The sequence below is a fragment of the Magnetococcus sp. PR-3 genome, from assembly GCF_036689865.1.
In the GTDB taxonomy this organism is placed as follows: domain Bacteria; phylum Pseudomonadota; class Magnetococcia; order Magnetococcales; family Magnetococcaceae; genus Magnetococcus.
Genome location: NZ_JBAHUQ010000057.1, coordinates 1 through 13047, shown reverse-complemented (window position 1 = coordinate 13047; position 13047 = coordinate 1). Strand labels below are relative to the sequence as shown.

Below are 13047 nucleotides of genomic sequence, written 5' to 3'. Positions count from 1 at the left end.
CTTACTCTAAAGGCCTTCTGGGCCTTTTTTGAGTTTCTGGACGGTAGGATGACCGTCTAGGCATTGGATCTTTTTTCTGGTTAAAAAGATCTCGGTGGTGTATATAACACCGCCATGAGTTCAACGCAGAGTGGACTCAATGATAACAATAACCGGGCCGGGGCCATCCATTGCTCCGGCTTTCGTGTATCTGACAATGGAGGAACCGCCGTGAAAAGTTTCGTGGCAAAACCAAGCGATATTGAACGTAAGTGGTTTGTGATCGACGCCACCGATATGGTTGTCGGTCGTCTGGCTTCTGAAGTTGCAACGCGTCTGCGTGGCAAGCATAAGCCAACTTACACCCCTAATATGGATTGTGGTGACAACATCATCATCGTCAATGCCGAGAAGGTTCGCTTCACCGGCAATAAGCGTAATGATAAAGTCTACTACTGGCACACCCGTTTCCCCGGTGGCCTGAAGTCCATTACAGCCGACAAAGAGCTCTCTGGCAACCATCCTGAGCGCGTTCTGGAAAAAGCCATCAAAGGCATGCTTCCGAAGAACCGCATGGGCCGTCAGATGTTTCGTAAGCTGAATGTGTATAAAGGATCTGAGCATCCTCATACCGCACAACAGCCTGAAGAACTGAAACTGGGTTAAGGGAGAGAGATCATGGCTCAAGAGACCATTAATGCCACTGGTAAACGTAAAGAGTCCGTCGCCCGCGTACGCATCGTGCCTGGTAGCGGTAAAGTAATCATCAACAAAAAGCCTATGGACGTCTACTTTGGCCGTCCTGTGCTGCGCATGGTCGTCAACCAGCCCTTCGCAATTACGGAGCTGGAGAACAAGTTTGACGTACTGGTTAATGTGCACGGTGGTGGTGTATCCGGTCAAGCCGGTGCCATCAAGCACGGTATTTCCAAAGCGTTGGTAGATTACGATGAGGCCCTGCGCCCCGTGCTGAAGAAAGCGGGCTTCCTGACCCGTGATGCACGTACCGTTGAACGTAAGAAGTACGGTCGTCATAAAGCGCGTAAGAGCACCCAGTTCTCCAAGCGTTAAGCTTGCAGGATTTTGGATTTGGAAAAGGGAGACGCTTGCGTCTCCCTTTTTTTATGATGTGTGTTGATCAAGCTCACACGCTTTGACATTCATATTAAGCCAATAGCGTGTTTAGGTATGGGATGGCGACAGGTTTTTGGGTTGGGGTTACACGCATTCAGGTTAGGTTTATACCCTGTGTGATCAACCGCGCACTCTTTGGCGTCTGTTATGAAAATCATAGGTGACCGGCCATACCCTTTAAAACCGATCCTTCTTAGTGATGACAGATTTAGTATATGCTGCTGTGAAACCTTGCACAGGGTGTAGGGTGACGGTCACTCTTTTTAGGTTTGATCTCGTGGTTAAAGCAGAGGACAATGTGCTCTCTTTTATGAACTGACTGTTTGAGGAATACCATCATGGGTACCACCCTGCGTGTCGCTATCTTGGGCGCAACAGGCTATACCGGCGGCGAATTGATCCGGCTTTTACATCACCACCCCGGCGCAGAACTGACCTTTATCAGCTCTGAACGCTTTGCTGGGCAATCTATTGCACAGGTCTATACACATTTAGAGGCGGTTCGGCACCTGGTCTGTCAGCCTATGCATGCTGCAAAAGCGGCAGATGCCGCAGATGTGGTGTTCTGCGCACTGCCCCATGTGACCTCTATGGAAGTGGTACCCCAGATGTTAAAGCTGGGAAGTCGGGTGGTGGATCTTTCCGCCGATTTCCGGCTTAAAAGTGCGGCAACATATGCAGCGTGGTATGGCAAAGAGCATTTGGCCCCTGAACTGTTGGAAAAAGCCGCCTATGGGCTTCCTGAGCTGTTTAGAGATCAAATAATCGGTTCTGATCTGGTCGCCAACCCTGGCTGTTATCCAACATCCATTCAGCTGCCACTCTACCCACTGTTGGAAAAAGGTATGGTCGATCCTAATCTGATCATTGCCGACAGTAAATCGGGTGTCAGTGGTGCCGGGCGTTCCCCCAGTCAGGGCACACTCTATGCAGAGTTGGCGGAAGGGTTTAAAGCGTATAAAGTCGACGCTCACCGCCATATTCCTGAGATGGAACAGAATCTCGGTTTGGTGGCTGAACAGGATCTGAAAATTCGATTTACGCCCCACTTATTGCCGCAAAGTCGTGGTATACTCTCGACCTGTTATTTACGCCCCCATGCTGGGGTGGATGCACAAAAGGCCAGAGACGTGCTCCAGACTTTTTATCACGACGAACCCTTTGTGACGGTATTGGATGATGGCCGGGTACCGGCAACATCTGATGTTCGCGGCAGTAATGCCTGCCACATTGGGGTGGTTGAAGATACACGCAGTGGATGGATCATTGTGGTTTCGGTCATCGACAATCTGGTTAAGGGTGCTTCTGGTGCTGCGGTACAGAATTTTAACTTGATGACCGGTTGGGATGAAACAACGGCACTTAATACCTTGCCGATGTTTCCATAGACTGGCTAAGTTAAAAGGGGACGACCCCGATAAACCTGACCAGTAATTGGGAAGTGTTCTCACCTAAGCGTTTTCAACGTCATAACAGGTGCGAATGGACGGTTTTTCTTGCCAAGGCGTGCCAAGTCTGTTAACAAGCATGCGAAGCGCGACCTTTGAGGATAGAATCCTGTTTTTCTGAGAGGAACAATGTAATGGCTCTGATTATCAACGAAGATTGCACCAACTGTGATGTCTGCCTGCCTGAGTGCCCCAATGAGGCCATCACAGATGGTTCAGATGTGGACTCCGACATCTATTATATCCACCCTGATCTGTGCACCGAATGCAAAGGCTCTTTTGATGAAGCCCAATGCGTGGCGGTATGCCCTGTAGAGTGTATTGATCCAGATCCCGACCATGTCGAGTCTGATGAAGAGCTGCTGGCCAAGCACGAAGCCATTCACGGCTAAGTGACCAGCCTCTTATGTGGAACAGAGGGGCGCCTGTTTAGGGTGCCCCTTTGCTGTTTATACAGCTCGGCTAGGCATGGATAAATGGGATCCTTGTCGTTGCATGCTGAATTCGACCATGACGATGGTGACTCTGTAGTATAGTGGTTGTTTATTTTTTTTAAGCTTAAGTTACTCGGTATATGTCTGTGGTCACGCTTGGCCAATCGGTGTCATCTTTAACCACCAGGAGTTGTTATGCCCAACAGTATGACCGGCATTGGTCGTTGCGAAGGCAGTGTGGAGGGGATGCGTCTGGCGTGGCGTATACGTAGCGTTAATCAGCGCTTTCTTGAAATGAATTTTCGGTTACCTGATCTTTTTTTGGATGCCGAGCCTAAATTTCGGCATTTGATCCGGGAACGCTTTGCCCGTGGTTCAGTTGAACTGAACCTGACAGTCCAGCAGGATGGTGCCAGTCGTAATGAGTTGGTACTGGATGAAGAGAGGGTTGGCCAGATTATTGCGCTTGAAAAAAAGCTACGAGATTTGGATGGATCTCACCGGGGCGAGTTGAGCATGGATCGGCTGCTCTCCTGGTCTGGTGTCTTGAAGGATCAACCTGTTGCCTGGAATGAGGCTGAGCTGACGGCGATCCGTGATGAAGCGTTAAGCTTACTGGCCGGTGCATGTGACGCTATGTCGGTGTTTCGTCAGCGCGAGGGTGAAGAGCTTGAGCAGACCATCCGTACCCGGCTTGATGAGTTGGAAGCCTTTGCCAAACTTGTAGAAGAAGATCTGCCCCGTGTGCGGGAGATGCTGCAAAAGCGTTTGAACGACAAAGTGGCGCAGATTACCGATAACCCTGCGGAACCCACACGGATGGCGCAGGAAGTGGCATTTTTACTGAATAAAATGGATGTCTCTGAGGAGTTGGACCGCCTCTATATTCATATTCGTGAAATGCGTGACACCTTAGATCGGGATGAACCGGTAGGGCGTCGTTTGGATTTTCTGTGCCAGGAGCTTAATCGGGAGTCCAATACTCTCTGCTCTAAACCTCAAGATCCAACCATCTCTCGCATTGGTGTTGATATGAAGGTTGTCATCGAAAAAATTCGTGAGCAGGTGCAGAATCTGGAATAACCAGATAGGGGAATAAGATGTCCAACACCAGAGGCTTTGCTCTGATTGTATCGGCCCCGTCGGGAACCGGTAAAACCACATTGACCCGACATTTAATGGAGACACAGCCGAAAATTGGTTTATCCATTTCAACAACGACCCGTGCGATGCGTCCCGGTGAAGATGAAGGGACACACTATTTTTTTGTAGATAAAGATAATTTTCAGGCCCGTATTGATACCGGTGCCTTTTTGGAGTGGGCCGAAGTTTTTGGTAACTACTACGGAACAGACAAAGCGTTTGTAGAAGAGCGTATTGAGGCTGGTCATGTGGTGTTGCTGGATATCGATTGGCAAGGTGCACGGTTAATCCGTGATAATATGGCCCAAGAAGATGTGGTGAGCATCTTTATTGCACCGCCCACCTACGATGTATTGGAAGCACGCCTACGTGGGCGTAAGACCGATACTGAAGAGGTGATCTTAAAACGTATGCAGCAGGCTGGTTCCGAATTTTCCCACTGGGGTGAGTTTGATTATGTGGTCATTAATGATGACCTGGAACAGGCAAAAGTTGAACTTTCTGCGGTCCTTATGGCAGAAAGATTGCGACGGGCGCGCATGCAGGCTACAATTCAACCAATCTTGAAAACATTTGAGGGTGATGGCGTTTGAGGAAGCCAGGATGGCTCCCCTGTTAACCTCCTGTTTTCAAAGCTGCAGCTGAGTAAGCACAAAGAGAGAAACCAATGGCACGCGTTACCGTAGATGATTGTGTAGAAAATGTAGCCAACCGTTTTGAGTTGGTAATTTTGGCCGCCAAGCGTGCGCGTCAACTGGCTAAGGGTGCCGAGCCCGAGGTGTCAGTAGACCGCGATAAAAATACTGTGGTGGCGTTGCGTGAGATCGCTGAGTCCAAATTGAATGTGGAAGATCTGCGTAAAGTGGAAGACGATACCGTCGAACAGAAAGTTGTAGAAGAGCCGGCAGCTGAGGCGGAAGCACAGCCTGCTGAAGCATTGGCCGATGCGCCTGCAGCGAACGACGCCCAGTCCACAGAAGAAGCCCCTCAACCCGCTGCGGATGGGGAAGAGGCTCCTAGCCTTTAATAAAGATAAACATGGCTAAATGGGGCTTGGTTTACCAAGCCCCATTTGTATGTTTAAATGAATTTGATTCAAAGACTTCACCACATGCCAACCTTAGGGGGGATACGGCTTGCAAGGGTGGAATACCATCTATGAAGGTATTATCAGCTACCATGCTGAGGCCGACCTGACCCCACTGCAAGATTTGGTCACCTATTTTGACCAGATCTATTGGCCCCCCGACGGTACCGATTGGGACTCTCCCATTCACCCCATTACCATCGCTCAAACCCTGGTTCAAATGCGCATGGATGTGGCCTCCCTGGTCAGTGCGCTGTTGGTCCACCCCTACAGTCAACGTCAGTTTGAGCTGGATGAAGCCAAAACCCGCTTTGGTGAGGATATCGCCTTCTTGTTGGAAGGTATCTCGCGCATCTCTCTTCTCTCATTACGTACCCCTGATGATGAACCGCCCAATGCCGAGGGTCGTGTTGAGCACCCTCCCATACCAGAACCCCGTACGGAAGGGGAGGCGGTGGGCGAAATACACCATGCCAATATCCTGGTGCGTGATGAGACCCAGGCTGAAGGCTTTCGTAAGCTGATTTTGGCGATGGCTAAGGATATACGGGTTATTCTGATCCGTCTGGTGCTCTGCCTGCATCAACTACGTTTGGCTATGCGATTGGGTACCACTGAGCCGGTGGACAAGCTCTCCCATGAGGTGATGGAGATCTATGCACCCATTGCACACCGCTTGGGTGTTTATTGGCTGAAAAATGAGCTGGAGGATCTGGCCTTTCGTATGAAATGGCCAGGACAGTATGATGCCATCCGGGCCAAGGTGTTGGAACGGCGCAAGGGTGGTGAGGATGTGGTGCAAAAAGTGATCACCTATTTGGGTGAAAAGCTGACAGCACATCAAATTCAGGGCGCAGTGTATGGTCGAGAAAAGCACCTCTATTCGGTCTGGACCAAGCTCACACGCAAGCAGATCACCCTGGATGATATGTTTGACCTCATTGCTTACCGGATCATCGTCCCCAGTAAAGAGGATTGTTACCGAACGCTGGGTATGATCCATGGGGAGTTCAAACCTATTCCTGGTCGGTTTAAAGATTATATTGCCATCCCCAAACGTAACGGCTACCAATCTTTGCATACGGTGGTTTTTGGCCCCTTTGGCAACCGTATTGAGATACAAATTCGTACCGAAACCATGCACCATATTGCCGAGAGCGGTGTGGCAGCCCACTGGACCTATAAAGGTAAAGGGGGCACAGGAAACAACGCCACGGGCTATACATGGCTTAAAGAGTTGCTCTCTCTGTATGAAAATGTGGATGATCCTGGCCAGTTTGTAGAGAATGTTCGGTTTGATCTGTTTCCGGAAGAGATTTATGTCTTTACCCCCAATGGGGAGATTATCACCCTACCCACAGGTGCCACACCGGTGGACTTTGCGTTTGCTGTACACTCGCAGGTGGGTAACGGTTGTCAGGGGGCAAAAATTAATGGCCGTATTGTGCCCTTAAAAACCCCGCTAGAGACTGGTGATACGGTGAACATTATCACCGGTAAAAATCGTGAACCCAATCCAAACTGGGCCCAGTTTGTCGTGACCTCCAAAGCCAAATATTGGATCGGTCGCTTTGTGAAGGAAAAACAACGGGAGCAGTCCATCAGTTTGGGGCGTGATCTGCTTGAGCGTGAGGGGCGCAAGGTGGGTGGTTCCATTACCGAAAAGTTGCTCAAACCGGTTTTGGAAGGGTTGCGGTGTGAAGATGTGGAAGATCTTTACTATCAAATAGGGGCCTCTCGTCTATCCCCCATACAGGTGATCCATAAGGTTTTTCCAGAGACAGCACCGGCGGTTACAGAGCGTAAAAATAACCCGGTGCCCATACGCTCAGGGGTCGAGCGCCGTGAGGATGGTTTGGCCCTGACCGGTGCATTGGCCGGTATTGCTGTGCAGGCTGCCCGGTGTTGCAGCCCACTGCCTGGGGACTCTGTCGTGGGTATTATCAGTACGGGTAAGGGGATTACCCTGCACCGAATTAGCTGTAGTAACCTGAAGGGTATGGAAGATCAGCCTGAGCGTTGGGTGGAAGATATTGGCTGGGGTGGTGAGGGTGGTCATCTCATCCATACAGCCCGTATACGCGCCATGGTCAGTAACCGTCGGGGCCTGCTTACCCCCATCAGTCAGGTGGTGACTGAGGCCAAAGCCAACCTGCTGGATGTACACTTTCAAGATCGGGATCGTGACCCCTGTGTGGTGATTTTGGAAGTGGAGGTGAACAGCCAATCTCACTTGGAGAGTGTGCTGGTCAATTTACGATCTGTCCCTGAAGTGCGGGATGTTGATCGCATGAACGCTTAGCCCTTCTTAGTATCCCACAGGGTACATCGTGGGATAGTGAAGGTGGAGGGTCACACGGTGGCGTCTCTTGTTTGCTCCTCTTATGGATGGTCTACCGGGCAAGCGGGTGGTAATCACGCCATGGGGGGGGTTGAGCCAGCAGGCACAGATGCCACATGGTAACCTGTTTGGGATGATGTCCAACGGTGGGTGTCTCTTAAGCAAGGCTGGATGGTTGATGGTTTGTGACCTCCTATCCCCGTGCGTTCCAGATCATGCTGACCGATGCTTTGCTGTGTATAACCCATATGGGGCACAGTGAAAGCAGAGAGAGATATGGGATTTCGGGCGATCCCAGCATGTCCAAGTTTGCCCAGCTACCTTTTGATAGAGCCAGATCTATGGCGTGGTTCGCCCGCCATGGCCGCACCCACACTATTTACCCACCAAGAGTTGAGAACTATGAGCCAAAAAACTGCAATTGCTACCGAAAATGCGCCCAGTGCCATTGGTCCATACAGTCAGGCAATCAAGCAAAATGGTTGGCTGTATGTCTCCGGTCAAATTGCTCTGGATCCTAAATCGGGCACGCTGATTGGGGCGGGTGATGTGGGGAAAGAGACCCATCAGGTGATGCAAAATCTGGCTGCTATTTTGGAAGCTGCAGGTGGCAGTTTTAAGGATGTGGTGAAGTGCAACATCTTTTTAGCCGATATGAATGACTTCGGGACGGTGAATGAAATCTATGCTTCCTACCTTGCCGAACCTTTTCCGGCCCGTGCAACCGTACAGGTGGCCGTACTGCCTAAACAGGTCCAGGTGGAGATTGATGCCACAGCCTTTATAGGTGAATAAAATAGAGGTGGAGCAGGGGGGCTTTTGATCCGCTGTTACACTGGAATAAGGAGTAGACCATGCGCCCATTGATGATGTTGGGATTCGCCCTGGCCCTGATGGTTTGGCTACCAGTCCATGCCCAGGCCGGGCAGGGACTCTACTGTCTAAACAGCCATACGGGCAAACATTGTGTTTACTCCTCGTTCAGCACTTGTATGGCTGCAGCGGCGGGTTCCCATGGGCAGTGTGTGCTTAATGAGTTTGGTATGCCCAAACCACGTGGGGGTGCCCCCTTCTGTATTGCAGAAAAGTGGCAGGTACAGTGTATCTACCCCAATATGGAGAGCTGTATGGTCCAGGCAATGGCACGCCGTGCACAGTGTGTGTCTAACCCGAACTATCGTTAGTCCATGGCGCATACTCAGGATATCTCACCCCGTATGGATCTCTGGCTAACGGCTGTGGTGATCCTGCTGGCGCTGCTCCTGCTTGGGGGAATGGGGCTGCGTATGGTCCCACTGTTTAAGGTCAAAGTGGGTGAGGTGACGACGGTTATTCAAGGGCAAAATTTTGAAATTGCTTTTGATATCTGTATGCCCCTGTATGGTCCTGAACCTGATCGGGATGATCACCGTATTCGACAAGCGGTACGAGGGCAGATCTACCACACCATGCAGCAGCATGCCCCGGTTAAGGATGCCCAATACTGGCGGGTTAACAAACTGTCCTTGGCGGGGGGGCATGCGACCGGTAATCGTTGCCAGGGCATACAAGCCACCCTGCAGCCCCGGCCAAAAGGATTACCACCCGTTGCAGATATAGAGGGTGTGGCTGAGTTGTTTGAAGAGGGGCGTATTCTGCGTATGGCGCTACGGGAGGGGTTGGGTCATATTAGCCACTTCTCGACACAATCAGGCCGTTGGGAAGGGGTCATCCCTGATGTCGGTCGCGCCCTGGCCCGTAACCACAGTCCACAAGGCAAGATCCTTTTTTACGGGGTAAAAACGGTGGGTGGTCTGTTAGATGCCATCCGTTTTGGTGTGGCCGATATCGCTGAAGGGCGTATTTCGTATACAGAGCGCCGTAATGGGTTGGTACACTTTAGCAGCCCCTATATCAATACCGGTATCGTGATGGGCAGCTTTGAGCAGCAGGATGCCCAAAAACTGGTGGAAAAACGCAATATTAACAATGGCCGCATTAAGTTGGTGGTTACCAAAAACAGCACCAGTGCAGATCTGGCGCGGGGCCGCTTTCCCCGAGCCATTATCCACTATGTCAATACGACAGAGGGTATTCCCCAAAAGGTGCACTGGCTACGTGCCCATTTTACCAACCCACTAAACCGTATACTGTTCCTTACCGACGAAATGGTTGCCTTAGGGTGGCAGGGTGCGGTGCAGGTGGTGTTGAACAATACCCCACTGTTAACCCAGGATCATTATGTCATCGCCACTTGGCATCCAAAGATCCAGCAACTGGTTAATACCTACTTGAAAAAACACCCTATCAAAGCGCGTTACATGCAAGCTTTACGTCATCGATAAACAGCAACGTTCCCCTCTTTTTTCGTGCTTTTTCTCGGGTATGGTTTTGCCCAAAAACCCGTTCTGTTCAGGGAAAATATAGGTATTCTTGTGTAACCGGTGTAACGTGCTGTTATTACGTCCTGTTTCTGCCAATATTCTAGCAGATTTAAGGCGGAATAAGCATAGACGACCCTAAAAGATAACGTTAGAGTGAACCGTTTGTCTTGATTAGACGTAGTTTCTTGTCTTTTGCAGGGCTTAGAGATGCCTGAAGCCAGAGCTGAACTTGCTCCCAAGCGTTGGAGATTATTGTGATCAATAACCTGTCTGTACGCGTTAAAGTAACCATTGGTTTTATCGTTCCATTGATCTTTCTTTTTATCCTGGGAATCTGGAGTGGTCTGGTCAGTCAGGAGGTGGAGGAGCGCTCCATCGATGCCCGCGAGGTGACTTTTCGCTACGGTTTGTTGGCCACCCAAATGGAAAAAGAGGTGATCCATGTGCAACAGTGGCTTACTGACATCTCAGCCACACGTGCCCAGGATGGTTTGAATGACGGCTTTGATGAAGCCGAAGCACATTTAAAAATCCTCAATACACAGATCGCTCAGTTTCGTCAGCACTTCAAATCCACCGGTGAAACCGACCTTGCCAAACAGTTGGATGAAATTCAGGTAAGGGTCGCAAATTTTTACCGTGCGGGTAAAGCCATGGCCCAGGTCTATATTGATGAAGGACCGGCAGGTGGCAACCAACAAATGGCAGGCTTTGATGCCCAGGCCGAAGCACTGCAGAGTGTCTTTCAACCTTTTCTTCATAGACAACTGGAGCGCGCCAACCAGAATTTGCTGATCATGGAGAAGCAGGTTAATGGGTTAAAGACGGGTATTTTATACATTACAGCCTTGTCGGTGATCTTTCTGATCGGGACCGGTTATTCCATTGGTCGGGCCATTACGCGCCCACTGGCAGATGTTTCGTGTGCCATGACAGAGATCTCCAAAGGGGATTTAACAATACGCACCAGCCTAGGTGCACGAAAAGATGAGATGGGGGTGGTCGCAGCCCATATTAACCAATTGGTTAAGGGGTTGTCCGAGAATGTCCGTCTGACCAACCTTCAAGCATCTAACATCACCACCTTTGTACAGGAAATTCTAACCCTACGTTCTGACCTGAGTGATAACAATGTGGCCTTAGGGCAGATTGCCAATAAGGTTTCTGAGGATAACCACATTCTCAATGGTGAGATTGGTACCATCCGCACCCGTATGGATGAAACGGTGGTGGATATGGGGTTGGTGTATGAAGCGGCTGCTCAGGTCAGTGATAAGGTTAGCCATATTGCTACTACCGCCGATGAAGCCAGCCAGAGTGTGGGAACCATGGCGGGTAATGCTGAAACCATGTCGATGAATGTGGCAGGGGTGAACGATCAGCTCACTCAGGTCAATGATTCTGTCGATCAGGTTGCGGTGTCTGTTAAGGAGATGGAGCGCTCTTTGGGGGATGTCCGTAACCGATGCCAAGCCGCAGTGGAGGCAACCACCTACACCGATGGTCGCGCACAAGAAGCCATGGCTGGTATGCATACCCTGTCAGAAACCGCTAAAGGCATTGGCAAGGTTGTGGATGTGATCAACGATATTGCTGAGCAGACCAACATGTTGGCTTTGAATGCTTCCATTGAGGCTGCGGGTGCTGGTGAAGCGGGTAAGGGCTTTGCCGTGGTGGCCAATGAGGTGAAGGATTTGGCCAGTCAGACCGCTGCTGCCACGGAGAGCATCTGGAAGCAGATTGATGAAATTCAGGATCAATCCAATGCTGCGGTGGCGTTAACCAAGGACATTACAGAAGCCATTGCCCGCATTGGTCAAGCCAATGGTGAGATCAATACTGCGGTGGATGAGCAGCACCATGCCATTGGGGAAATTGCTGAATCCTCTAATGCTGTGGCCAATGCAGCCCATGAGGTCACCGCCAATGCCGAAGTTTTACAAACGGCGGTACAAGAGGTTGCTATGGCGGCCACCGAGGCGGCCCAAGCTACCGTGGCCATTGCCGATGCGACCGAGGAGATCCGTCAATCGGCGGAGACCATGGATCGCCGGACCAACCGGGCGTTGGATGCCTCCAAGGAGATCCAGCATGCGGTGGAGAAGACAGAAAAAATTTCCAATCAAGTGCGCAACAGTGTGGAAAACTCCATGGAGGTGGTGCAATCCATGAGTGGTTCCGTACGACATTTCCAAGCGGTGGGGGATGTTGCCAGTGGTATTAGTGATGCGCTCTACACCGCGCAATGTCGTGTGGATATAGGCCCAGAGCCCTTTAATATTCGTCTTCTTAAAGAGGCTATGCTCTCCATTATGGGTCAATTGAACCGGGCCGTTACCATGTCGGATCCAGAGTTGATTGGGGATCTGGGCAACCCCCAGACCTGCACTGTGGGTAGTTGGATGGTCAATGAAATTCCCATGGAGCTCCAGCAGACGGAGCTATACAAAAAAGCGGTTGGAACCCATGAACAGTTGCACCGTGCAGCCAGTGATATCGCCATGATGTTACCGGATACCGATGCCGAAGCTGTAGAACATGCCATGCGGTATTTCCATCAGTTACGGGGTAACTTTTTTGATCAGCTCAACCAGCTTTATATGGGCGGAACCATTGATGTAGGGGCCTATGCACCGGCTATTGCATGGAAAGATGAATACTCTGTTGGTGTGCAGGTGCTGGATGCTGACCATAAACAGTTGATCAATCTCATTAATGAACTCTCTATTGCGGTTAAGGATGAGCGAGAGAGCTTTCTACAACAGGTTTATGAGCGATTGGTTAACTATGCCACCACCCATTTTGCCCGTGAAGAGCGCATGATGTCTGAAGTGGGCTTTCAAGAACTACCCCAGCAGAAAGAGGAGCATGTACGTTTTCTCAATACGGTGGGGGGTAAGCGGGATGCACTACTAAACAGTGATGATCCCCGCGTGGCTGAGGAGATCATTGAGTTCCTTAAAGATTGGTTGGTCATGCACATTATGAAGAGTGACATGGCCTATAAGCCTGTGTTTGCCGCCAAAGGGGTACACTAAACCTGGGTGGTTAAACCTGCGGCTTAAACAATCGATGGGTTAAGGTGTTAAGGATGGGGAAAATCGCAAGATTATCCCCA

General features: G+C 50.4%; 12 protein-coding genes. All 12 read left to right on the top strand.

The window, feature by feature from the left end; translation table 11 throughout:
- Positions 1-210: 210 nt before the first annotated feature.
- Complete coding sequence (gene rplM, locus V5T57_RS20140; protein WP_332893068.1) at positions 211-645, top strand: 50S ribosomal protein L13; 435 nt, start codon at positions 211-213, stop codon at positions 643-645.
- A gap of 12 nt (positions 646-657) precedes the next feature.
- A complete protein-coding gene (gene rpsI, locus V5T57_RS20135) occupies positions 658-1050 on the top strand; it encodes a 30S ribosomal protein S9 (RefSeq protein WP_332893067.1) in 393 nt (130 codons plus the stop codon).
- 401 nt (positions 1051-1451) lie between these two features.
- Complete coding sequence (gene argC / locus V5T57_RS20130) at positions 1452-2501, top strand: N-acetyl-gamma-glutamyl-phosphate reductase (RefSeq protein WP_332893066.1); 1050 nt, start codon at positions 1452-1454, stop codon at positions 2499-2501.
- A 194-nt stretch (positions 2502-2695) separates the two neighbouring features.
- The gene (locus V5T57_RS20125) at positions 2696-2953 is read left to right on the top strand and encodes a YfhL family 4Fe-4S dicluster ferredoxin (RefSeq protein ID WP_332893065.1); all 258 of its coding nucleotides are present in this window, start codon (positions 2696-2698) and stop codon (positions 2951-2953) included.
- Positions 2954-3190: 237 nt separating this feature from the next.
- Positions 3191-4078, top strand: coding sequence for a YicC/YloC family endoribonuclease (locus V5T57_RS20120; RefSeq protein ID WP_332893064.1), 888 nt, complete (start codon positions 3191-3193; stop codon positions 4076-4078).
- Between the two features lie 17 nt (positions 4079-4095).
- Entirely contained in the window at positions 4096-4731 is a 636-nt protein-coding gene (gmk, locus tag V5T57_RS20115; protein WP_332893063.1) for a guanylate kinase, read from the top strand.
- 74 nt (positions 4732-4805) lie between these two features.
- Positions 4806-5165, top strand: coding sequence for a DNA-directed RNA polymerase subunit omega (gene rpoZ / locus V5T57_RS20110; RefSeq protein ID WP_332893062.1), 360 nt, complete (start codon positions 4806-4808; stop codon positions 5163-5165).
- Positions 5166-5274: 109 nt separating this feature from the next.
- The gene (locus V5T57_RS20105) at positions 5275-7527 is read left to right on the top strand and encodes a RelA/SpoT family protein (RefSeq protein WP_332893061.1); all 2253 of its coding nucleotides are present in this window, start codon (positions 5275-5277) and stop codon (positions 7525-7527) included.
- 441 nt (positions 7528-7968) lie between these two features.
- Positions 7969-8361 carry a RidA family protein gene (locus V5T57_RS20100; protein WP_332893060.1) on the top strand — a complete coding sequence of 131 codons (393 nt, stop codon included), beginning with the start codon at positions 7969-7971 and terminating at the stop codon, positions 8359-8361.
- A gap of 59 nt (positions 8362-8420) precedes the next feature.
- On the top strand, positions 8421-8750 hold the full coding sequence (locus V5T57_RS20095; RefSeq protein WP_332893059.1) for a DUF3551 domain-containing protein: 330 nt from the start codon (positions 8421-8423) through the stop codon (positions 8748-8750).
- A 3-nt stretch (positions 8751-8753) separates the two neighbouring features.
- On the top strand, positions 8754-9890 hold the full coding sequence (locus V5T57_RS20090; RefSeq protein WP_332893058.1) for a substrate-binding periplasmic protein: 1137 nt from the start codon (positions 8754-8756) through the stop codon (positions 9888-9890).
- A 293-nt stretch (positions 9891-10183) separates the two neighbouring features.
- Positions 10184-12967 carry a bacteriohemerythrin gene (locus V5T57_RS20085; RefSeq protein WP_332893057.1) on the top strand — a complete coding sequence of 928 codons (2784 nt, stop codon included), beginning with the start codon at positions 10184-10186 and terminating at the stop codon, positions 12965-12967.
- The last annotated feature ends 80 nt before the right edge of the window (positions 12968-13047 follow it).